General features: G+C 67.3%; 22 protein-coding genes and 3 pseudogenes. 14 read left to right on the forward strand and 11 right to left on the reverse strand.

What is annotated here, in order from left to right; all coding sequences use genetic code 11:
• A pseudogene (locus WBB07_RS05890) lies at positions 1–202 on the reverse strand (phosphoenolpyruvate--protein phosphotransferase); the annotation flags it as partial.
• A 118-nt stretch (positions 203–320) separates the two neighbouring features.
• On the opposite strand from WBB07_RS05890, the gene WBB07_RS05895 reads away from it, so the two are divergent.
• The 4 genes from WBB07_RS05895 to WBB07_RS05910 all read left to right on the forward strand — a co-directional run bounded on the left by WBB07_RS05895 (position 321) and on the right by WBB07_RS05910 (position 4,471).
• Positions 321–1,088, forward strand: coding sequence for a DeoR/GlpR family DNA-binding transcription regulator (locus WBB07_RS05895; RefSeq protein ID WP_526305676.1), 768 nt, complete (start codon positions 321–323; stop codon positions 1,086–1,088).
• Entirely contained in the window at positions 1,085–2,068 is a 984-nt protein-coding gene (locus tag WBB07_RS05900) for a 1-phosphofructokinase family hexose kinase (RefSeq protein WP_526305678.1), read from the forward strand. The genes WBB07_RS05895 and WBB07_RS05900 overlap by 4 nt, the downstream gene beginning before the upstream one ends.
• A 24-nt stretch (positions 2,069–2,092) precedes the next feature.
• The gene (locus WBB07_RS05905) at positions 2,093–4,135 is read left to right on the forward strand and encodes a PTS fructose transporter subunit IIABC (RefSeq protein WP_526305680.1); all 2,043 of its coding nucleotides are present in this window, start codon (positions 2,093–2,095) and stop codon (positions 4,133–4,135) included.
• A gap of 78 nt (positions 4,136–4,213) precedes the next feature.
• Complete coding sequence (locus WBB07_RS05910) at positions 4,214–4,471, forward strand: HPr family phosphocarrier protein (protein WP_526305682.1); 258 nt, start codon at positions 4,214–4,216, stop codon at positions 4,469–4,471.
• 5 nt (positions 4,472–4,476) lie between these two features.
• Here WBB07_RS05910 and WBB07_RS05915 read toward each other — a convergent pair whose 3' ends face one another.
• Both WBB07_RS05915 and WBB07_RS05920 read right to left on the reverse strand, forming a co-directional pair.
• Positions 4,477–5,493 carry a CNNM domain-containing protein gene (locus tag WBB07_RS05915; RefSeq protein ID WP_526305684.1) on the reverse strand — a complete coding sequence of 339 codons (1,017 nt, stop codon included), beginning with the start codon at positions 5,491–5,493 and terminating at the stop codon, positions 4,477–4,479.
• The gene (locus WBB07_RS05920) at positions 5,490–6,854 is read right to left on the reverse strand and encodes a CNNM domain-containing protein (protein WP_526305717.1); all 1,365 of its coding nucleotides are present in this window, start codon (positions 6,852–6,854) and stop codon (positions 5,490–5,492) included. Before WBB07_RS05920 ends, WBB07_RS05915 begins: the two co-directional genes overlap by 4 nt.
• A gap of 199 nt (positions 6,855–7,053) precedes the next feature.
• Between WBB07_RS05920 and WBB07_RS05925 the strand changes: the two genes are divergently transcribed.
• Both WBB07_RS05925 and WBB07_RS05930 read left to right on the forward strand, forming a co-directional pair.
• Positions 7,054–7,959, forward strand: coding sequence for a fumarylacetoacetate hydrolase family protein (locus WBB07_RS05925; protein ID WP_526305686.1), 906 nt, complete (start codon positions 7,054–7,056; stop codon positions 7,957–7,959).
• A 36-nt stretch (positions 7,960–7,995) separates the two neighbouring features.
• A pseudogene (locus WBB07_RS05930) lies at positions 7,996–8,390 on the forward strand (chloride channel protein); the annotation flags it as partial.
• Positions 8,391–8,512: 122 nt separating this feature from the next.
• On the opposite strand, the gene WBB07_RS05935 reads toward WBB07_RS05930, so the two are convergent.
• The 3 genes from WBB07_RS05935 to WBB07_RS05945 all read right to left on the reverse strand — a co-directional run bounded on the left by WBB07_RS05935 (position 8,513) and on the right by WBB07_RS05945 (position 10,428).
• A complete protein-coding gene (locus tag WBB07_RS05935; protein ID WP_526305687.1) occupies positions 8,513–9,055 on the reverse strand; it encodes a Dps family protein in 543 nt (180 codons plus the stop codon).
• A gap of 79 nt (positions 9,056–9,134) precedes the next feature.
• A complete protein-coding gene (locus WBB07_RS05940; protein ID WP_526305689.1) occupies positions 9,135–10,100 on the reverse strand; it encodes a DNA-3-methyladenine glycosylase family protein in 966 nt (321 codons plus the stop codon).
• Positions 10,051–10,428: a DUF427 domain-containing protein gene (locus WBB07_RS05945; RefSeq protein WP_526305691.1), complete on the reverse strand. Its 378-nt coding sequence runs from the start codon at positions 10,426–10,428 to the stop codon at positions 10,051–10,053. The genes WBB07_RS05940 and WBB07_RS05945 overlap by 50 nt, the downstream gene beginning before the upstream one ends.
• A gap of 67 nt (positions 10,429–10,495) precedes the next feature.
• Here WBB07_RS05945 and WBB07_RS05950 point away from each other — a divergent pair, with 67 nt between their 5' ends.
• Positions 10,496–10,963, forward strand: a complete 468-nt coding sequence (locus WBB07_RS05950) for an SRPBCC family protein (RefSeq protein ID WP_526305693.1) — start codon at positions 10,496–10,498, stop codon at positions 10,961–10,963.
• A gap of 27 nt (positions 10,964–10,990) precedes the next feature.
• Here WBB07_RS05950 and WBB07_RS05955 read toward each other — a convergent pair whose 3' ends face one another.
• Positions 10,991–12,013, reverse strand: coding sequence for an NAD-dependent epimerase/dehydratase family protein (locus WBB07_RS05955; protein WP_526305695.1), 1,023 nt, complete (start codon positions 12,011–12,013; stop codon positions 10,991–10,993).
• Positions 12,010–12,582 (reverse strand): nuclear transport factor 2 family protein, encoded by a 573-nt coding sequence (locus WBB07_RS05960; protein ID WP_526305697.1) that lies wholly within the window; start codon positions 12,580–12,582, stop codon positions 12,010–12,012. The genes WBB07_RS05955 and WBB07_RS05960 overlap by 4 nt, the downstream gene beginning before the upstream one ends.
• Positions 12,583–12,693: 111 nt before the next feature.
• Between WBB07_RS05960 and msrB the strand changes: the two genes are divergently transcribed.
• Complete coding sequence (msrB, locus tag WBB07_RS05965) at positions 12,694–13,152, forward strand: peptide-methionine (R)-S-oxide reductase MsrB (RefSeq protein WP_526305699.1); 459 nt, start codon at positions 12,694–12,696, stop codon at positions 13,150–13,152.
• On the forward strand, positions 13,149–13,661 hold the full coding sequence (gene msrA / locus WBB07_RS05970; RefSeq protein ID WP_526305701.1) for a peptide-methionine (S)-S-oxide reductase MsrA: 513 nt from the start codon (positions 13,149–13,151) through the stop codon (positions 13,659–13,661). The genes msrB and msrA overlap by 4 nt, the downstream gene beginning before the upstream one ends.
• Before the next feature lie 4 nt (positions 13,662–13,665).
• Here the strand turns inward: msrA and WBB07_RS05975 are convergent, their stop codons facing one another.
• Positions 13,666–14,844 carry an ROK family transcriptional regulator gene (locus tag WBB07_RS05975; protein WP_526305703.1) on the reverse strand — a complete coding sequence of 393 codons (1,179 nt, stop codon included), beginning with the start codon at positions 14,842–14,844 and terminating at the stop codon, positions 13,666–13,668.
• Between the two features lie 67 nt (positions 14,845–14,911).
• Between WBB07_RS05975 and WBB07_RS05980 the strand changes: the two genes are divergently transcribed.
• Positions 14,912–16,096 carry an MFS transporter gene (locus WBB07_RS05980; RefSeq protein ID WP_526305705.1) on the forward strand — a complete coding sequence of 395 codons (1,185 nt, stop codon included), beginning with the start codon at positions 14,912–14,914 and terminating at the stop codon, positions 16,094–16,096.
• Positions 16,097–16,114: 18 nt separating this feature from the next.
• Here the strand turns inward: WBB07_RS05980 and WBB07_RS05985 are convergent, their stop codons facing one another.
• Entirely contained in the window at positions 16,115–17,455 is a 1,341-nt protein-coding gene (locus tag WBB07_RS05985; RefSeq protein ID WP_526305707.1) for a cytochrome P450, read from the reverse strand.
• Between the two features lie 123 nt (positions 17,456–17,578).
• Here WBB07_RS05985 and WBB07_RS05990 point away from each other — a divergent pair, with 123 nt between their 5' ends.
• The 3 genes from WBB07_RS05990 (at position 17,579) to WBB07_RS06000 (ending at position 21,158) form a co-directional block, all read left to right on the forward strand.
• Positions 17,579–18,229 carry a TetR/AcrR family transcriptional regulator gene (locus WBB07_RS05990; protein ID WP_526305709.1) on the forward strand — a complete coding sequence of 217 codons (651 nt, stop codon included), beginning with the start codon at positions 17,579–17,581 and terminating at the stop codon, positions 18,227–18,229.
• A gap of 82 nt (positions 18,230–18,311) precedes the next feature.
• On the forward strand, positions 18,312–19,922 hold the full coding sequence (locus WBB07_RS05995; protein WP_526305711.1) for a biotin carboxylase: 1,611 nt from the start codon (positions 18,312–18,314) through the stop codon (positions 19,920–19,922).
• 48 nt (positions 19,923–19,970) lie between these two features.
• Entirely contained in the window at positions 19,971–21,158 is a 1,188-nt protein-coding gene (locus WBB07_RS06000; protein WP_526305713.1) for a serine hydrolase domain-containing protein, read from the forward strand.
• Here WBB07_RS06000 and WBB07_RS06005 read toward each other — a convergent pair.
• Positions 21,155–21,664: a hypothetical protein gene (locus tag WBB07_RS06005; RefSeq protein WP_526305715.1), complete on the reverse strand. Its 510-nt coding sequence runs from the start codon at positions 21,662–21,664 to the stop codon at positions 21,155–21,157. The two genes, WBB07_RS06000 and WBB07_RS06005, sit on opposite strands and share 4 nt — an antisense overlap.
• Before the next feature lie 42 nt (positions 21,665–21,706).
• Here WBB07_RS06005 and WBB07_RS06010 point away from each other — a divergent pair.
• Positions 21,707–22,075, forward strand: a pseudogene (locus WBB07_RS06010) (hypothetical protein); the annotation flags it as partial.

Genomic DNA, 22,075 nt, shown 5'->3' on the forward strand with positions numbered 1-22,075 from the left:
CCGCTGTAGCGGCGGCGGTGAACTTGCCGACCTCGACCGGTCGGGCCGCCTCGTCGACGTCGGGCTGCACCGCGAGCTGGTCCACCGGCACCTTCTCACCCGCGCGGATCACGGGTGCGTACGCGACGCCGGGGACCACCGGAACGCCCGACAGGACTGCCGACACCTGTGCAGGTGACGCGGGTACGGATGAACTGGTCATGTGAAGCAGGTTACAACTTTTCCTTGACAAGTCAACACGTTCAAGCGTAAAACAACATATAACAACATTTCAAAGTCACTTTTCCCACACAACCAGACTTTCAACGCACTGGAGCGTCGTGTACCCCGAAGAGCGTCAACAGGCCATCGCCGCACTTGTGATGTCGCGTGGCCGCGCCTCCGTGACAGAACTCGCGGAAACCTACGCGGTGACCACCGAGACCGTCCGCCGCGATCTGGCCGCCCTGGACCGCGCCGGCGTCCTGCACCGGGTGCACGGCGGCGCGGTGCCGGCGCGCGCCCTGCACGTCGTCGAATCCGGGGTTCCCGAACGGGAGAGCACCCGCGCCGACCACAAGGACGCGATAGCCCGCACCGCCGTCGACTTCCTCCCCATGAACGGCGCCTCGGTGCTGTTCGACGCCGGGACCACCACCGCCCGCGTGGCAGCGTTGCTGCCCGCAGACCTCGAGCTCACCGTCGTCACCAACGCAGTGCCGATCGCGGCCCGCGTCGCGGCACTGCCCTCGATATCTCTACATCTCCTCGGCGGACGGGTCCGCGGGCTCACCCAGGCCGCGGTGGGCGAACAGGTGCTGCGCGTCCTGGACACACTCCGGGTGGACATCGCGTTCATCGGAACCAACGGCATCAGCGCCACCCACGGCCTGTCCACCCCGGACAGCGAGGAGGCCGCCGTGAAGCGGGCAATGGTTCGATGCGCCAACTACGTTGTGGTAGTGACTGATTCATCGAAACTTGGCCTCGAGGAGTTCGTCAGCTTCGCCCACCTGACCGATGTCGACGCCGTGATCACCGACGACGAGATCACCGACGCCCACAAAGCCATGCTGACCGAACACGAAGTCGAGGTGGTCATCGCATGATCGTCACTGTCACAGCGAATCCCAGCGTGGATCGCACCGTCACCCTCCCGGCACCGTTGACCCGTGGCGCCGTCCAGCGGATCAGATCGGCATCCAGCGAACCGGGCGGCAAAGGCGTCAATGTGGCGCGGGCGCTCACTCTCGCCGGCGTCGATGCCCTCGCCCTGTTGCCCGCCGCCGACCACGACCCTTTCATCGCCGCCCTGGCCGGGCTCGGGGTTCCCTACGCCACGGTCCCCACGACCGGAGCCGTACGCACCAATCTGGCGATAACCGAAAACGACGGCACCACAACAAAACTCAATGAACCCGGAGCCACCCTGGACGCGACGACCTTGACCTCGCTCACGGAGGCGATCCTGGAACGCGCTGCCACCGCGGACTGGGTGGTGCTGTCAGGATCACTGCCCCCGGGGGTGCCGAACAGTTGGTACGCCGACATCGTCGCAGCACTGCGGGGACAGCGGTGCCGGATCGCCGTGGACACCTCCGAGGAACCGTTGCTCGCACTCGCAGCAGCCTTCCACCGAGCCGCACCCGACCTCATCAAACCGAATGCCGACGAACTGGCAAGCCTGACCGGGAAATCGGCGGTCGACCTCGAATCCGCAGTGGCACACGGCGACCCCGGACCTGTCGTGTGTGCCGCCGCCGATTTGATCGACCGCGGCGTCGGTGCCGTACTGGCCACCCTGGGTGCCGCCGGCGCGGTGTTGGTCGACAACACCGGCGCCTGGCTGGCAACGCCGCCGCCGATCACCCCGCGCAGCACCGTCGGCGCCGGAGACTCCTCCCTGGCCGGTTACCTACGTGCCGACGTCGCGGGCGCGCAGGCACCGCACCGACTGCAGATGGCCGTCGGTTACGGCACCGCAGCCGCCGGGCTGCCCGGCTCGGCCCTCCCCTCACCCACCGACGTGCACCTCGACGGAGTTCGTGTCGTGTCGATCGCACCCCAGTCTGTACCCCGCCAGCTCTGACCGTCCGACCCGAAGGTGTCCGATATGACCGATCCCAGCCACCCCCCCACCCCGATCACCGAAACCGGCCTGGTACTGCTCGACATCGACGCGGGCACCGGTGCGGACAAACAAGCGGTGATCGAACTGCTGGCAGGCCGGCTCGCCGCCGCCGGCCGGTCCAACGACGCCGACGGCCTTCGTGACGCCGCCATGGCCAGGGAAGAGCAGTCGGCGACAGGTCTGCCGGGAGGTATCGCCATACCGCACTGCAGATCCCCCTACGTCGACTCCGCCACCATCGGATTCGCCCGACTGGCACCGGCAGTGGACTTCGGCGCTCCCGACGGCCCCGCCGACCTGGTGTTCCTGATCGCCGCACCCGACGCGGGCGGCTCCGAGCACATGAAACTGCTCTCCAGCCTGGCGCGCGCGCTGGTCCGCCCCGACTTCGTCGCCTCGCTGCGCACCGCCGCCACACCGCAGGAGGTGGTCACGCTCGTCGAGGACGTGGTCAAACCGACACCACCAAAACCCGCGGCAGCGCCTGCGACCGAGGTTGCGGCCACCGCAGCGGCAGCACCTGAGGCGCCGGCGTCGAAGTCGATCGTGGCGATCACCGCATGTCCCACCGGAATCGCACACACCTACATGGCAGCCGACTCGCTGGCCGCCGCCGCGCAGCGCGCCGGCGTCGACTTCACCGTGGAAACCCAGGGCTCGTCGGGGAGTACCCCGATGTCGGCGGCCACCATCGCCGCCGCGGACGCCGTCATCTTCGCCACCGATGTCGGGGTCAAGGACCGCCAGCGGTTCGCCGGCAAACCGGTGATCGCCTCCGGTGTGAAGCGGGCGATCAACGAGCCGGACACGATGATCGCCGACGCGCTGGCCGCCGCCGACAACCCGAACGCCGCACGGGTGGAAGGCAGCACCAGCACCGCCGCACCGGCACCCTCCGGGAACGTCGGCTGGGGAACCCGGACGCGGCAGATCCTGCTGACCGGCGTGAGCTACATGATCCCGTTTGTGGCCGCCGGTGGTCTGCTGATCGCTCTGGGCTTCCTGTTCGCCGGCTACGAGATCGCCAACACCCCGGACGGGGAAACGACCTCGCTGGGTCATCTGATCGCGACGTCGAACTCGCTGACCGACCTGCCCCCCGGCGGTCTGATGCAGTACCTCGGCGCGGTGCTGTTCACCCTGGGTGGGCTGGCATTCAGCTTCCTGGTACCGGCGCTGGCCGGCTACATCGCGTTCGCGATCGCCGACCGGCCCGGGATCGCACCAGGTTTCACCGCAGGAGCGGTAGCGGTGTTTGTCGGCGGTGGCTTCATCGGCGGCATCGTCGGCGGCCTGATCGCCGGGTTCGCGGCACTGTGGATCAGCCGGATCGCCGTTCCGCAATGGGCCCGCGGGTTGATGCCGGTGGTGGTCATCCCGCTGGGCGCATCACTGGCGGTTGGCCTGCTGATGTTCCTGCTACTGGGCCGGCCGCTGGCCGCCGTCACCACCGGGCTGACCAACTGGCTGACCGGGCTGTCGGGCACCTCGGCGATCCTGCTCGGAGTGATCCTCGGTCTGATGATGTGCTTCGACCTCGGTGGCCCGGTCAACAAGGCGGCCTACGCCTTCGCCACCGCCGGGCTGGCCGCCGGCACCGGAGCCAGCTTTCAGATCATGGCAGCGGTGATGGCCGCCGGTATGGTGCCGCCGCTGGCGATGGCGTTGGCCTCGACGGTGCGGCCGGGTCTGTTCACCGAGCCGGAACGCGAAAACGGCCGCGCCGCCTGGCTACTGGGCGCTTCGTTCATCTCCGAAGGAGCCATCCCGTTCGCCGCGGCGGATCCGCTGCGGGTGATCCCCTCGATGATGGCCGGCGGCGCCATCACCGGTGCGCTGATCATGGCATTCGGGGTGACACTGCGGGCACCTCACGGCGGGATCTTCGTGTTCTTCGCGATCGGTAACCTGCTGTGGTTCCTGGTCGCGCTGGCCATCGGCACCGTCGTCGCTGCCGCCACCGTGGTGGCCGCCAAACAGTTCATCGGCACCAAGTCCGACGAAGCCGCCCCAGTCCCCGCCTGATTCCATCCGGCGAAACCGCGCAATACCGTCCAAACCCACGACACCGCCGATCTCGGCGCTGATCACCTCAGGAGAATCATGCACACCAAGACCGTCATCGTCGGTTCCGCCATCGGACTGCACGCCCGCCCGGCTGCCATCATCTCCGAGGCCGTCGTCAAAGCCGGCATCCCGGTAACCCTGTCGGCCGACGGCGGCGAGCCCGTCGACGCCGGCTCGGCCCTGATGATCATGACCCTGGGCGCGGGCAACGGCGCTCAGGTGACCGTCGCCTCAGAGGATGAGGCGACGGTCAACGAGATAGCCGCGCTGGTCCAGCAAGATCTCGACGCCTGAACCGATCAGTCCACGTCCTCACCGGTCAGCATCAACCGGTCCAGCACATCGGTCAGGGTGATCAACCCGACCAGACCCGACTGGCTGTCGGTCACGATCGCCAGGTGGTTACGCGTCTCGCGCATCGTGTGCAAGGCCGCATAGACCGGTTTACGCCGATCCAGCATCAGCGCGGGACGCATCAGATCGGCCGCCGTCACACCCGTGGCAGCCTGCAGGCTGTCGCGGACGTGGACCACCCCGAGAACCGCCTTCTCGTCGCGCACCAACAGTCGAAGGTGGCCGGTGGCTTGCGATTCCGCCTGGATCCGGTCGGGATCGGCAGCGGCGTCGACACCGCTGGGTGTGGAGTTCGGCGCCACGATGTCGTCGAGCGTGAGCCGCTCCAACTCCAGCGCACTGACCAGGTTGTCGCGGTACCCCTCGTCGAGGGAGCCGACGGTCGCCGAGTGCTCGACCAGTTGTCGCAGCGTTTCCGGGTCCTGCCCGCTGGCCAGCTCGTCGACCGGCGTGACCCCCACCCGGCGCAGGCACCAGTTGGCAGCGCGGTTGAGTGCGGTCAGCAGCGGCCGGGTCACCGTGATGAAGGCGCGCATGGGCAATGCCAGCATGATCGCCGACCGCTCCGGGTGCGCGATGGCCCACGACTTGGGCGCCATCTCGCCGACCACCAGATGCAGGAACGTGACGATCACCAAGGCCAACACGAATCCGGCCACGTCGGCCGCCAGGGCCGGTGCCCCCCAGGAACTGAAGATCGGTGTCAGCCAGTAGCGCACCGCGGGCTTGGTGACAGCGCCCAATGCCAAGGTGCACACCGTGATACCGAGCTGCGATCCGGCCAGCAGCACCGACAACTCAGTGGTGCTGCGCAGCGCGGCCCGGGCCGACCGCGAGCTCGCCGCCGTTTCCTCCAACCGGTGCTTGCGGGCGGCGATCAGGGCGAACTCGACCGCGACAAAAAACGCGCTGGCCGCGATCAGTCCAACGGTGACCACAATCAGGACGACGGGATCGTTCATCGGACCGACTCCAGCTGCTGCGGCCGAATTGCCACGAATACCGATGCGGGAACATGCTTTTCGATCGACCGCACCTCCATGTTCAACAGGTCGGGCGGCTCGGGTTCGTCGGCGACCAGGTCCTCGGCCTCCGGTTCCAAGGGAACGACCACTCGCTGACCGACCGGCGGCAGGCCGCCAAAAGCATCGATGAGCAGCCCGGCCACCGTCTCGTAGTCACCCTCGGGAAGCTCCCGGTCCAGCAACCGTTCGGCTTCATCCAGCGGAAGATCACCGGGGACCAGCCAGCCGTCGGCCTCCGGGAACACCACCCCACCCGAGCCGGGGTCATGCTCGTCGTCGATCTCACCGACCAGCTCTTCGGCCAGGTCCTCGATGGTGAGCGCACCGGCGAAGCCGCCGTACTCGTCGATGACCAGCGCCATCTCTTCGCCAGCAGCCTTGAGCGCCCGCAGCACGGCGGGCAGATGCATCGTGGTCGGTACCACCACCGGTGGGCGGCAACGTGATCCGGCGTCGCCCGTGCGTTGCTCGGGGTCCAGGAGGTCGTGCAGATGCAACACGCCGCGAAGATCATCGGTGTCATCGCCCACCACCGGGTACCGCGTGTGGCCCCGGGCCATCCGGGTGAGCACATCGGTGACAGGTTCGGCGACACCGATGACGTCGACCCGCGATCGCGGGATCATGGCGTGTTCGGCGGTACGGCTCGGGAAATCCAGCGTGCGGTCCAGCAGAGTGGACAGCTCCCGCGGGAGGTCGCCGGCATCGCGGGACTCGGCCACGATGTACTCGAGGTCGCGCGCGGTCGCCGAGTGCTCGACATCGTGTACGGGTTCGATCCGCAAGACTCGCAGCAACAGGTTGGAACTCTGGTCGAACAACCAGATCAGCCAGCCGAACAGCCGTAGATACCAGGTCGTCGAGGTCGCCAGGGCCCGGGCGACCGGTTCGGGTCGGGCGATGGCCAGGTTCTTCGGGAACAGTTCACCGAAGAGCATCTGGATCAGGGTGGAGAACACGATCGCGATGACGGCGCCGACGGCGATCCCCACCCCTGAGGGCACGTTCACTTCCCCGAGTAGGGTACCGATGCCCTGTCCGATGAGAGGTTCAGCGACATAACCGACCAGCAGGCCGGTGACGGTGATACCCAGCTGCGCACCCGAGAGCATGAACGAGGTGCGACTGGTGACGGTCAGCGCCCGCGCAGCGGCCGCATCACCTTGTTGGGCGCGCGCCTTCAAGCGGGACCGGTCCACCGCCATGTAGGCAAATTCCTGAGCCACGAAGTAGCCGGTGAACAGGGTGATGAACAGCACCACCGCTATCCCGATCACAATGCTGATCAACGCTGTCAACACTTCCCCACCTCCGGCCTGCCTCTAGTCGGGGCGTCGGTCCGGGGTGGGACGGGTCTTCGAGATTTGGCGGACAAGCGCCTCATCACTCCCTCAACAGTTGATTGTGGCCAGGAAGCCTCGAGCATAACGAAGTCTCGGCCGGCTGCCGATCGGCGATTCCGCCGCCACCACCGCCCTACTGGCACAGTGGTACACCATGAAGTTGCGCAGGATTCGCACCGCGGACACGCTGCAGACCCAGTGGCTCGACGGCGGGCAGTGGCAGACCCTCACCACACCCTCACCGCTGGCGCCGTCCCCGTTCAGCGCCGAGTTCGAACTCGCCACCGCAGCACGCCACCTGAAGAGCTCAGATGCGCTGCTGCCGTTCACCCCCCTGTCTTTCCGTGACTTCCTGCTCTGCAAGCAGCACAACATCGCCGCCGCCCGCGGCCTGCTGAAACGCTTCTACCCAGGCCAGTCCCGGATCACCTCGGCGTACGAAAAACTCACGCGCCGAACATTTCCGCTGTTCCAGCCGAAGAAGCTGTTCTATCAACAGCCGATCTACCACATGTCGAACGCCATGACGATCGTGCCGACCCGCACTCCCGTGGCGTTTCCCGGCTACACCAGGGGCCTGGACTTCGAACTGGAGATCGGCTTCGTGCTGAACTCCGCGCTGTACAACGCCACCCCCACCGAGGCGACTGCGGCGATCGGCGCGTTTGTCCTGCTCAACGATTTCAGCGCCCGCGATATCCAACGCAGCGAGATGGCCAGCGGTCTCGGGCCACAGAAATCGAAGCACTTCCTCAGTTCCATGTCGGAGACCGCCGTGACGGCCGACGAGGTGCTGCCCCGTCTGGAAAGCCTGTCCGGCGCCGTCATCATCAACGGCCGGACCGTCAGCACCGTCGACGGTTCCGGGTTGCAGTGGTCGGTCGGCGAGGTGTTGGCGCACGCGTCCCGAGATGAACAGCTACTCGCCGGCGAGGTCATCGGCCTCGGCACACTGGCGGGTGGATCGGGGATGGAAACCGGCAACTGGTTGCGGCCCGGGGACACTCTGCGTCTGGAACTCGACGACATCGGCTCCGTGGAGCACACCATCAGCAAGTAAGGTGGGCGACCATGCCGGACCCCGACCTTCCGTCAGATCCGAACAAGGTCGGGCGGCTGGCTCGGCGCAGCCGTCCGCAACTCGGGCTCCCTGCGTAACTGGTTGATCCTCGGGATCGCGACCGGCGCCATCGCCGGACTCGGCGCGTTGTCTTCCAACTTGCGCTGAAGTACTCCACCGAATTCCTGCTCGGCCATCTCGGCGGCTACGAGGTGCCGACGACCGCCGGTGACGGTGGCAACCCCGGCTCCGGCGGGTCCGGGGGCCGGGAGGGCCCCACCGCCCAGATCTCGGCGGGATTCGGCTCACTGCTGACCCGGTGGCTGGATCTGTCCGACAACCACGGCCGCCTGGCGGTGTCGCTGGGTATCGGCAGCGGTATCGGTTCGATCTTCGGGGCCCCGCTGGGTGGCGCGGTGCTGGCTGCTACCTGCTGCTGACCTGCTCGTCGGTGTCGATCTGCCAGGCGCAGCGTCTCAATCGGGAGAGCGTGGCCGCCGAGCGGGCCGCCCGGCAGGGCAACACCATCACGCCCTGGCAACCCTACAAAAGGCTACTTGCGGGCCTTCTTGGCTGCTGATTTCTCGGTTGTCGCACCGGCATTGGCGAGTTCGCCGCCCGCGTTCTCCAGATGCGCGCGGACAAACCACTGAAACTTCTCCAGCTCGGCGGAATGGCCGATCAACATGTCCTGCGACACCAGATCCAGGTCGTCGAGCTTGTCGATGGCCTTGCGGGTGTCTTCGATGACGCCGGTGTACACCAGGTCCAGAGCCGCCAGGTGAGCGAGCACCTTGTCGCGGCCGACGGAATAGTCGTCCCAGGTACGGTCCTTGATGATGGCACCGGGGGTGCCTTGCGGCGAGACACCCAGCGCGGCGATCCGCTCGGCCGCCTCGTCGGCGTACCCGCGGACCAGCTCTACCTGCGGGTCGATCATCTCGTGAACGCCGATGAAGTTGGGTCCGACCACATTCCAGTGCACATGCTTGAGCGTCAGGTGTAGGTCGTTGTACGTGCTGAGCTGCTTCTGCAGCAGATCGGTGATCTCGCGGGCCTGCTTGTCCGTCACGCCGGGAATGGTGAATGTAGGCACAGTCACTCCTTTGCCTAGGGGTAATTGACGATCGGGGGTGGTGTACCCACGTCATCGATACCTAATCGGCCCGGTCGCGCTACAGCACCCGAATGTCCTGCACCGGCAACCGCGGACCGCGCCGCGGTTCGCGGGCCAGCCCACTCTCGTAGAGCACCCGCACCAACCGGTGCCGGTGTGGACGCATCGGCTCCAGCAGCTCGACCATCTCGTCGTCGCCGATCGGGTGCCCGAGCAGCGTCCAGCCGATCATCTTCGAGACATGGTAGTCACCCACCGACAATGCGTCGGCGTCACCGAAGGCTCGTTGCGCGGTCTCGGCTGCCGTCCAGATCCCCACTCCGGGAAGTGATCTCAGCGCCTCCCGCGCCTCCACGGCCGGGCGTTGCACCAGCCGCTGCAATGCCGCCGCCCGGGCCGCACACTGCACCACGGTCCGAGCCCGGCCGGGGTCGACATTGGCTCGATGAAACTCCCAGGACGGGATGCGCCGCCACACCTGCGCGGCCGGAAACACCCGCATGCGTGGTGGCGCCGGCCCGGGCGCGACGGTCCCGTATTTGGTGACCAGGAGCCGCCAGGCCCGGAACGCGTCCGCTCCCGGCACCCGCTGTTCCAGGACCGCTGGAATCAGGGCTTCCAACACCTGCCCGGTGCGACCCAGGCGCAGGTGCGGCGCGGACCGCCAGGCCGCAACAACGGTGGGATGGGTGGGTGCAAATCCGCTGCGGTCATCGTCGACGCCCAGGTAACCCGGCAGGCCGTCGGTGAACTCGGCGGCCCCGTCACCCCAGACCTGGACGTGTACCGCGGCGCGACCGGCGCGCTGAATCCGGGCGGTCACGGCCCCGGTGGGCAGCAGGCTGGTACGCCAGATCACCCCGTCGGCGGCCACCTGAAAGGTGGGGTCACCGGGCCCGCGGCGCAGCGGCGCCAGCGTAGCTCCCACACTGTGCGGACCGTCGAAGGTGACGGTGCGCTCGATCGACTCGAGATCAGTCCTCGGTGACAGTGACCTGCGCCTTGTCCGGGTAGAACGCCACATGTCCGGCGATCGCGGCAACGGCCGGGTACGGCCGTTCGTAGGTCCAGAGCGCGTCGTCGACGGTGGTCTCACCGGAGGTGACGCTGTAGTAGGTGGCGTCGCCCTTGTACGGACAGTAGGTGGTGGTGGTTGTGCACGTCAGCGCATGCTGCACCACATCCGTTGCCGGAATATATTGCACCGCTGGATAATTCGATTCCTGCAGCGTCAGCGCCGCACGAGTGTCGGCGACCACCTCGCCGTTGATCCGAACTGTGACGCGGCCGGCCGTGGGCTCGACGGTGATCGGGTGATCCGCGCTGGGCTGCAAGACTTTGCGCTGACCCATGTCGCTACCTCCTAGGGAACCATCCCAGCCTAACCCCGGCTGCCGACCGCCGGATTACCATTCGCCCATGACCACATCGCATCCCCCGTCAGCGACGGCTGAAGTGTTCATCGCAGCGGACCCGGGAGCGGTGTACGCCCTGATCACCGACCTCGACGTGATGGCAACCCTGACGGCCGAGACCACCGCCATGCACTGGCAGAAGGGGGACAGCGCCCGGCCGGGTGCGGTGTTCTCCGGCGACAACCGCAACGGCGCCCGCTCCTGGACCACCACCTGCACCGTCACCGACGCGGAGCCCGGGCAGGCGTTTGCCTTCGACGTACGCAGCCTGGTGATCCCGGTGGCCCACTGGCGCTACGAGATCTCCCCCGCCGACGGCGGCTGCCGGGTCTCCGAAAGCGCCTGGGACCGCAGGCCAGGCTGGTTCCGCGGTATCGCCGGAATCGCCACCGGGGTACGTGATCGGGCCACGGCCAACGGCGAGCACATCAGGCTCACCCTGCAACGACTCAAGGACCACGCCGAACGCTGACTACCCGCGCCGCACCAGCGCCGGACGTCAGCCAGAACTGCCGCCCTTGCGCGACGTGCGCGCCGCCCGCATGCCCATCCAGAACCGGGCGGCCTCCCGAACCGACTCCGCCACCGGCCGCGGTTGCCAGTGCAGCTCGCGCCGCGCCTTCGAACAATCGACATCGGCCTCTGCCCGCATCAGCCGAACGGACTCCAGCGTCAGCCGTTCGTCAGCGCCGCGCAGCCGGGCCTTCACCGTGCCGACGGCACCCATCGCGTAGAGCACCGGGACCGGAACCGTACGTTTCGGTGGGGCGACACCGGCTTCCTCGGCGGCGATCCGCACCACCTCGGCATTGGTGATCATCCGCTCGGAGATCAGATACCGCTCGCCGGGCCTGCCGTGCTCGGCCGCCTTCAGGAGCGCGCCTGCGGCATCTTCGATACCAACGGCTTCCAGCGAGATGCCGCCCAGCACAAACGGCATCTTCCCGAACACGGTGCCTGCGATCAGCGCCCCGTGGGGTGTCATGCCGTAATCCCCATGGCCGTAGGTGCTCGCCACACACATCGCGACGGCGGGCAGACCACGGTCCCGGGCGTAGGACAGCACCAGGTCCTCGGCCTGCACCCGGGAGCGCACATAGGCGGTGAGGCCACGGCGGTCGATCTGATGATCCTCGGTGGCCACCCGACCACGCTTGCGGCCCACCGTCGAGTAGCTGCTGGTGAACACGAACTTGTGCAGCGCCGGTTGCGCCACCGCAATGTCGAGGACTCCGCGCAACCCTTCGACATTGGTGCGGAACAGCGGCGCCGGGTCACGCAGCCAGGCACGGGTGTCGACAACGCAGTAGTAGACCTCGTCACAGCCGTCCATCGCCGCGCTCACGGTGTCCAGATCGAAGATGTCCCCGACAAAACGGGTGACCTCGAGATCATCGATGCTGACGGTGTTCGCGCCGGCCCGCACCATGACCCGCACGTCCTCACCCGCTGCGACCAGCTGCCGGGTGACGTGGGAACCGAGGAATCCGTTGGCGCCGATCACCAGCTTGGGAGCGCTCACCGGGCAGCCTGCCTTGCCGCGCCCGGCCCTCTCTCCCCCTCGTCCCTCGGGCTCGTCGACCGGGCTGACCCATACTTCTCGAACCACGCCGCCGCTTCGTCGTCCAGCGTGCCCAGCTCTTTGGCTTTACGGCACCACTTGAGGCTCGCCTGCACAAAGCGCAGCGGGTTGTAGATGTCCTCCTGACGCCGCCATTTCCCGTCCCCGGCATAGGTGACGATCGAGATGTTCGTGGCGCTGATGACGGTGCCGTCGCCCGGGTCGCGCATCGGGTTGTCGAGCTCGCAGATGACCCGGCCGGTCGGCTCGTCGAACACCGTCCACAATGACGGGAACGAGGTCATGTAGCTGCCGGGAAACACCGTCATCGTCTTCCAGATCCACGTGCGGACCTCGTCGCGGCCGTGCATGGTGCCCGCCGCGTGCTCGACGTAGGTGACGTCATCGGTGTAGTGCGCCACCCAGGCGTCCCAGTCCTGGGTTCGAGCCGCACGATCGACGGTCTGCTCGAACGTCGCGAATGCATCGGAGAGCTCGTCGCGGGTAAACAGGGAAGTAGGAGCATTCACAGACTGAACTAGAACACGTTCTAGATGCGTTTGTCGAGAGTTCATCACCCCAGTTGGGGATTAACCCAACAGAACTCGAGGTTATTGGAATGCACAGTCAGGAAGGACCCCATGGCACGCACATACAACAAGAATCCGGCGGCAGTCGACGCCCTGTCTCCGGAGCAGTACCACGTCACTCAGGAGAACGGCACCGAACGGCCGTTCACCGGGGAGTACTGGGACAACCATGAGCCCGGCATCTACGTCGACGTGGTCTCGGGTGAGCCGTTGTTCGCTTCGGTGGACAAATTCGAGAGTGGCAGCGGCTGGCCCAGTTTCACCCGGCCGATCGAGCCGGAGCACGTGGTCGAAAAGCGTGATCGCAGCCTCTTCATGGTCCGCACCGAGGTTCGCTCGGCAAACGGTGACAGCCACCTCGGCCATGTCTTCGATGACGGGCCCAGAGATCGGGGCGGGTTGCGTTACTGCATCAACTCGGCTTCGCTGAAGTTCATCAACCTCGACGACCTCGAGGCACAGGGTTACGGCGACTACAAGCGACTTTTCTCGAAGGAGGTACAGGCGTGACGACTCAGACCGCGATCCTGGCAGGCGGCTGCTTCTGGGGCATGCAGGACCTGATTCGCAAGCAGCCCGGTGTGGTGGCGACCCGCGTCGGTTACACCGGTGGCCGAAACGACCATCCGACCTACCGCAATCATCCCGGCCACGCCGAGGCGATCGAGATCCAGTACGACCCGAGTCAGACCGATTTCCGTGCCCTGCTGGAATTCTTCTTCCAGATCCATGATCCGAGCACCCGGGATCGCCAGGGCAACGATGTGGGTAGCAGCTACCGTTCGGCGATCTTCTACCTCGACGACGAGCAGAAGCGTGTCGCGGAGGACACCATCGCCGATGTGGACGCCTCCGGGTTGTGGCCGGGCAAGGTGGTCACCGAAGTGACCCCCGCCGGCGACTTCTGGGATGCAGAGCCGGAGCACCAGGACTATCTGCAGCACTATCCGAACGGCTACACCTGCCACTTCCCGCGGCCCGGCTGGAAACTGCCGAAGCGGGCCACTCAGCGCGCCTAGGGATTCACGACCGGCGCGCCCACTCCGCCAGCGCCGCCTCGCTGCAGACGTGATCGAGCCCCTGCAGGATGGCGCCATGGAGGGGCGCGTCGGCCCCCAACACCCCATCGCGCACCGGCGGTGCGGCCGACTTCCGGTAGTCCATCAGACCCTCCAGATAGGCCCGCCCGAAGGACTCGGGAGCGGCGCCCCGCAGACCGACCGCCAGCCCGCCGAGGGTGACGACATCGGGGTCGTGGAGATTGACCAGCCCGCCGATGCCGGCGCCCAATGCGGTGGCCACCGCTTCGACCGCCCCTTTGGATGCGGCAGTGCGCTCGCCGTCGAGCACTGCGTGGGCATAGCCGACGGGATCATCGGGTTCGGCATCACCGAGGTGCCGGGCCAACGCCCGGCCGTCGACGGTCAGGTCCCAGCAGGCACGCGCCCCGCACGGGCAGACCAGGCGCGGATCACCAAAGGGTATGTGGCCGTACTCGCCTGCGGCGCCGTGGGCCCCGGCTACCGGAACCCCGTCGACCACCAGCGTTCCTCCGATGCCGACGGCAACGATGAGATGCAGCGCCGTACCCGCCGATCGGGCCGCACCGGTGCGGGTCTCGGCCAGGCCCGACAAGGTGGCGTCGTTGCCGATCAACAGCGCCACGTCCGCCGGTAGTGCCTCGGTGAGCGCCGCGAGGTCGACGTCTTTCCAGCCGCGCGTACTGAACTGGACCAGCCGCGAATCGCTGACAGTACCGGCCACCGACACCGAGATGGCGCCGATCCGGTCACCGTCGCGCCGGTAGGCGGCCGTGATCGCCGAGCCCAGCTCTGCCAGCAGTCGCGGCAACTCTTTGCCGGTGTGGGCACCACGGTCGATGACCGTGGGCCGGCCGTCGAGGCCCGCCGTGGCCAACCGCCAGTCGGCGGCAGTCACCTCAGCGGCAAGGACCAGCGGGCCGTGCCGGTGGGGCACCAGGACCGTGGTGGGCCGGCCACGGCCCTGGGCGGGCGCCGGGAGCTCGTCGAGGAGGTGTTCCCGCCGCAGTCGGGCCAGGAGTTCGGTGGCACCGCCACTTCCGATGCCCAGCCGGGCCGCCGCGGCGGCGCGGGTGATCCCGGGTTCGGCACGCACCAGGGCCAACAGCTGGGTGGCGCTGTACCAGCGCAGCTGGGTGGCGGGCCGTTGCTCCTGGGTCATCGGGCCACACCCTACTGAAATCGAATAGCCGGTTGAATAAACTCAGCTTCTGAGTATATTCGGCGGGGTGACGACCTGCCCGCCCCGGCTGCACTCTCCGCAGAGTGTGCGCCGCCAACTGCCCGCACTGCTGGCATTGGCACTGGCGTCATGCCTGGCCGTCACCACGGAGATGCTCCCGATCGGGTTGCTGCCCGCGATCGGTGACAGCCTCGGCGCGGCGGATTCCACCACCGGGCTGCTGGTGAGTCTCTACGCCCTGATGGTCGCGGTGTTGGCCGTGCCGTTGACGCTGGCCACCGCGCGGTTCCCCCGCAAGCCGCTGCTGCTGGCCACGCTCGCCGGGTACGCGGTCAGCAATACCGTGGTGGCACTGGCGCCGACCGTCGCGATGGTCGCGACCGGCCGGGTGATCGGCGGGCTGGCCCACGCGCTGTTCTTCTCACTGTGCATCGGTTACGTGCCCCGATTGATCGATCGCACCCAGGTGGGCCGGGCCCTGTCCATCGCCACCGGGGGTGCGTCCGCGGGTTTTGTTCTCGGCGTGCCACTTTCGACCTCATTGGGTACCGCAGTGGGCTGGCGGGCATCCTTCGGACTGCTCGCGGCGCTGGCCGTGGCCACACTGCTGCTGGTCAAGCGCCTGCTCCCCGGTGTCGACGCGGAAAGCCCACGGCACCAGGACGCACCCCCGGGAAGACGGCGAGACCTCGCGGCCGTCGCAGCGGGGAACACACTGACCTACCTGGGGCAGTTCACCCTCTACACCTTCATCAGCGTGCTGTTGCGCGACGCCGGGGCGCCGCCGGCGGCGATCGGCCCGATTCTGCTGATGTGCGGCGCCTGTGGGCTCGTCGGACTCTGGTTTGCCGGCCGAGGGGTGGACCGAAACCCGCGCCGGACCGCCGCGGTCGCGCTCGGCGGCGTCGTCATCGCACTGGCCGTCTTCGGAGCCGGCTACCCGACCCTGATCACCATCGTGATGGCCGCGGCGGTGGTAAACGGCGCATTCGGCGGAGTTCCGCTGATCTACCAGGCGTGCTCGGTCCGCACCCATGCGGTGTCACCGGAACTCGCCGGGGCGTGGGTCAACTCGACAGCCAACGCCGGAATCGCCGGCGGCGCCGCGATCGGAGCCGCGCTGCTACCCACCGTCGGACCAGCGTGGCTGCCGTGGGTGGCAGCACTCCTGGTCGGAATGTCGCTGGCATTGAGCATGGTTGCGCGCCAAGCATTCCCGTCACGGCCGTGATACCGCAAGCGGCTCGCCCTAGATGCGGCGCATCCGCACCCGGCCACCACGTTTGGGAGTGAATGCGACACCGCGGGAATGCCATTTCTCAGCTGGAGCGGTGGTGGTCTCGATGACAAACCGGCGCAGCACGGTTCGCAGCACCACGTCCATTTCCATATTGGCAAACGCCGCACCCACACAGCGGCGAGTGCCGCCGCCATAGGGCACCCAGGCGAAGGTGTTGGGGCGCGCACCCAGGAAACGGGACGGGTCGAACCGCTCTGGATCCGGGAAATCCGCCGCGTGCCCGTGCACCTGACCGATTGCCACGCTGACCGAATAACCCTGCGGGATACGCCACTGCCCGAGCTCGAACACCGGCGCCAGGACACGGCGCCCGGCGAAGTCGATGACGGTGCGGTTGCGTTGTACTTCCAGGATCACCGCCTGCCGGTACTCGTTACCGTCACCGGCCGCTTCGGCGACCAGTTCCGCCAGCACCGCCGGATGCCTCGAGATCCGTTCGAAGCTCCAGGCCAGCGTCGACGCCGTGGTCTCGTGACCGGCGGCAAGCAAAGTGAGCAGCTCGTCGGCGATCTCGCTGCGCGACATGGGGGAACCGTCCTCGTACGTACTGCGCAACAGCAGCGCCAATACGTCGGTGCGCTGGTCGAACGCCGGGTCCAGACGGGCCTGCTCGATCAGCTCACCCACCACCGCGTTGTACTGACGGCGGTAGGAATCGAGTCGCCCCCAGGGCGTCCAGGAACCGAGATCACTTGTGGGGGTGGGCAATACCGCCAGCTTCGAGCCCAGCGTCACCCAGGGCGGAAGGATCCGGCGGAGCGCCTCGAGCTGCACCCCACCGGCACCGAAGATCGCCCGCAGGATGATGTTGAGCGTCAGGCGCATCATCGGCTCGAGGGTTTCGAACTCCTCGCCGTCAGGCCAGCCCTGCGACTCGCGCAGCACCTCCTCTTCGACGATCGCCTCGTAGTTCTTCATCGCCTTGCCGTGGAACGGCGGCGTGAGGATCTTGCGGCGCCTGCGGTGCTCGGCTCCTTCGAGGGCGAAGACGGACCCGGGACCGAAAAGGCGGCTCAGGTTCGGCTGGATGTTGCCCAGGTCATCGGTGCTGGCCGTGAAGACCTGCTTGGCCAGCGCCGGATCGGTGACCACCACCATGTTGCCGAACACCGGGACACGCAGCGTGAACGCGCTGCCGTGCCGGTCCGTCATATAGCTGATGGTCCGCCTGCGCAGAAATGCGTACCCGAGGCCCTGGAGGAACTTCGGGGCGCGTCCCGTCGGCGGCACCCGCATCGCCGCGACGGCACCGCCGGCAGGCTCGACATCACGATTTGTGTGCACGGTCATTGGAGATCGAACCCCCTCGATCATCGCGGTACTGCGTCGTACCGAGTGTTTCAGGCTACGGTACTCCCGGGTACCAGCGATGGCAAGGGTACGGACCCCCGTTCCGGCCCCCGATGCGGGAGAATGCCCCTCGTGGTTGCACTGGATGTCACCGGATCGCCCACCGCCGGCGGTGGGCGATCCGGTGCGCCGTTCCGGTCGCGACTGCTCGACGGCCTGGCCGCCTCGATCGAGGAGCGCGGTTACCGCGAGACAACGGTCGCCGATATCGTCCGGCACGCTCGAACCTCCAAACGCACCTTCTACGACCAGTTCGGCAACAAGGACGACTGCCTGCTCGAGCTGCTCGACATCGACAACGCCCGGATGATCACCGAGATCCAGGCCGCGGTGGACCCCGACGCCCACTGGCACACCCAGGTGGAACAGGCCATCGCCTCGTATGTCGACACCGTCGCCTCCCGGCCGGCGATCTGGCTGACCTGGATCCGCGAGTTCCCGGCGCTCGGCGATCGCGCCCGCCCCGTCCAGCGTCGCGGTATGCAGCGGCTGACCGACATGCTGATGATCCTGACCGGCAACCCCGGCTTCCGGCGTTCCGGCTTTCCTCCGGTGACCACACCCGTGGCCGTGATCCTGCTCGGTGGCCTCCGTGAGCTGACAGCCCACACCATGGAGGATGGCGAAGACATCCGGGCCATCGCCGACACCGCGGTGGCCGCCTGCGCGGCCCTGCTGAGCAGCGGCTCCCCCGACACCCGCCGACACGACTGAACTCACCAGTTCCACAGCGGATCCGGCGTTTTCGAGGGAGACTGTCGCTGTCCCACAGGCAGACGCAGGAGTCAGATGCCAGATGAGCGATCGCCCGGTCCGAACCAGTCGCGCCACCGCCCGCACCCCCGGAGTGAAGACCGGAACCAAACCTCCTGCCGACAAACCCGTCCCGCAGGAAATCAGCGTCGGCACCGATGCCGTCTTCGCCCCCGGATCCGGCACTCCCCGAAGGCGACTGAAGAACATCTCCGAAGTGCGGCATTTCTTTCGGACCAATGATGTACCGATCTACTTCATCGGAGCGACACCGTTCAATCTGCTGGGCCTCGACCGCTGGGTGCGCAACTTCACCTACATCACCTACTACGACGCCTGGGACGGCGCACACCCCCGGGTCTTCACGCCGGCACACAAGCCGTACAAGGAATTCGAGAGCGGCGAGGAGATCAACAACTGGCTGCTGACCAACCCCGAGGTCCGGGCATTCATCGACGGCGACACCCCGCGTGGCGTGCGCCCGAAGATCGCAATGGTGTTCTTCGACACCGAGACCGAGGACATCTGCCGCGAACTGGGCTATGACCTGATCCTGCCCCCGGCAAGCCTGCGTCAACACCTCGACTCCAAGATCGTCACCACCAGGCTGGGCAACGAGGCGGGCGCCCCCAGCGTGCCGAACGTCCTGACCCGGGTCGACGATTGGGCGGGTCTGCAGGAGGTCGCCGAAAAGGCCGGTCTCGGCGACGAACTCGTGGTGCAGACCCCGTACGGCGATTCCGGCAAGACCACGTTCTTCATCTCCTCGGAAGTCGACTGGCGCAAGCACGCCGACGATATCGTCGGCGAGGACCTCAAGGTCATGCGCCGGATCAACAACCGCCCGGTGGCCGTCGAAGCGGTACTCACCCGGTGCGGCACCATCGTCGGCCCGTTCATGTCGGAGCTGATCGGATATCCGAAACTGACGCCGGCGCGGGGTGGCTGGTGCGGCAACGAGATGTTCCCCGAGGTGCTGACCGGCGAAAGTCGCAACACTGCAAGACAACTGGTACGACGACTGGGCGACCGGCTGGCCAAGGAGGGTTACCGCGGGTTCTTCGAGGTAGATGTCCTCGTCGACACCGACACCGGGGAGGTGTATCTGGGTGAACTCAACCCACGGATCAGCGGCGCATCCTCGATCACCAACGTCACCGCGGGTGCGTACGCCGACGTACCGCTGTTCCTGTTCCACATCCTGGAGTTCATGGGTGTCGACTTCGACCTGGATGTCGACGAGATCAACGAACGCTGGGAGGAACTGGCATCCGAGGACGTCTGGAGCCAGATGATCTTGAAAGAGACCGACGACGTCGTGCAGCGGCTGACCGCCACACCGAGCACCGGCCAGTACGCCCTCGATGCCAGCGGCGCCCTGGTGTTCCGGCGGGCCGCGCTGGACTGGCATCAGCTGCAGAACGAGTCAGAGGCATTTTTCCTGCGGATCTACGGCGTCGGCGATTACCGGTGGAAGGGCGCCGATCTTGGGGTGCTGGTCACCAAAGGCCGGCTCCAGACCGAATCCTCGGGCAGCTCACCGTCGGGCACCGCCCTGACCATCCGGGCCCGCCACCTGATCGACTCGATCAGAAACGGATTTGCGGGTACCCCTATCACCGAGCCCGCATCCACCCCTCCCGCAGTCAAGTGAGGGCACCGGTCGGTTAGGGTCGGGACCAGTTCGACTACAGGAGGCACATTGATCGGCGGTGACCCAGGCCGTGTGCCGTCCGGGCTTACGCTCGACAACTGGCAGTCTGCACCGCAGCTACATTGGACCTTCCAGCACATCGCCGACTTCCTACCGGTGGCGACGATCTCCCGCGGCACCGGGCCGGTGGCAGAACTGCCTCCCGCCCCGGCCCCACTGGCCGAGATCACCTTCTTCGACGCCACCAACGGTAGGCAGACCAGCGTCGGCGAGGTGATGGCGACCACCGCCACCGACGGCTGGATCGTGGTTCGCGACGGTCGGGTACTGGCCGAGGAGTACTACGGCGGGATGACCTCCGGTACCCAGCACCTGCTGATGTCGGTGAGCAAGACGCTGGTCGCCAGTGTTGTCGGCGCGCTCTCCGGCTCCGGAGCCGTCGACGTCGACGCGCTGGTCACCGCATACGTGCCGGCCCTGGCGAGCTCGGGCTACGCCGGCGCGACGGTCCGCAATCTACTCGACATGCGTTCTGGCATAGCGTTTTCCGAAGAGTATCTGAACCCGATGGCCGAGGTGCGCCTGCTCGAGCAGGCGATCGGCTGGGCGCCACGCACTGTTGTCGGTCTGCCCACCACGATGTACGACTATCTCCTGACCCTGCGTCAGGAGGCACCGCACGGCGGCCCGTTCCACTACCGCTCCGCCGAAACCGACATCCTGGGCTGGGTGTGCGAGGCCGCGAGCGGTCAACGCATGCCGGAGCTGATGTCCGCGCTGGTGTGGTCGCATCTCGGCGCGCAGGCCGACGCCACCATCGGGGTCGACTCGGTGGGCACCGGCATGTTCGACGGCGGTATCAATGCCTGTCTGAGCGATCTGGCGCGGTTCGGGTCGCTGCTGTTGACCGGCGGAGTCTCGCTGACCGGTACCCAGGTGCTGCCCCCGGCGTGGGTGGCGGACACCCTTGCCGGTGGCCCCGATTCCCGGGAAGCGTTCGCCGCGAGCCCGGACGACAACCGGATGCCCGGCGGGATGTACCGCAACCAGGTCTGGTTCCCCTATCCGGGCGACAACGTGGCGCTGTGTCTGGGCATCCACGGTCAGATGATCTACGTCAACCGGGCGGCCAACATGGTGGCCGCCAAGCTCTCCAGCTGGCCACTGCCGCAGGACGCCACCAAGCTGTTCCCCGCCATCGCCGCCTTCGACGCCGTCGCCGCCTCGCTGCTCTAGCCGCCGCCTCCGGGTGCGGGCATCACAAAGCCGAACACCTGGGGGAACCCCAGCCCGCCGCGCAGCTCGGCGGGGGTGGCCAGCAGCACGTCACCGCGGCCGGGGTCGTAGATCCGGAATCGGTGTTCGTGGAATCCGATCAACAGCACCCAGTGCCGCGGAATCCCCTTCCCCAGCAGCATGGGCACCGGGAAGCCCTGCCGCACCTGCGCCGCGATGTCTTCGAGTTGGCCACCGGAACTGCGCGCCGGCCGCCAGTGATATCGGCGGGTGCTCCGGGCGTTGAGTGCCTGCACCATCCCCCAGGGGGTGGTGCCCAGCGCGCGGGGCCACACGGAGTTCAGTTGCCGGTGCAGTGCCGCCTGCTCGGCTTCGAACCACCCCGACTCCTCCAGATGCGCGGCGTACTGCGGATCCAGCATCGCGGCGGCGACGATCGCAGCGCTGGGCCCGCAGGTGACGCCGTCGCGCTGGCGCAGCTTCAGCTTGGTGAAATCCAGGGTCATCGGTTGCCAGGGTAGGCCGGTTCAGCGGTGATGATGGAGCACATGGCCACTCCGGACTCAGCAGACCCGGCCCTGACTGCGCTGTACCAGGCCCGGCCCGACCAGTTCACCGCGCTGCGCGCCGAACTGGTCGCCGACGCCAAGGAACGTGGTGACGCCGACGCTGCGCAGGCGCTGGCCGCGGCGCGAAAGCCGACCACCGCCGCCTGGGTGGTCAACCAGCTGGTGCACACCGACCCCTCGGCCCGCGACCGGTTGGGCGACCTGTCCGGCCGGCTGCGCACCGCCCACGCCGAGATGGACGGCGAACGCATCCGGGCACTGTCCGCCGAGCAGCGACTGCTGGTGGATCACCTCACCAAGGCCGCACTCAGCGGCGCCGAGCTTCCCAGCCCCACCGGGGCGCTGCGC

Source organism: Mycobacterium sp. (assembly GCF_049647605.1).
In the GTDB taxonomy this organism is placed as follows: Bacteria; Actinomycetota; Actinomycetes; order Mycobacteriales; family Mycobacteriaceae; genus Mycobacterium.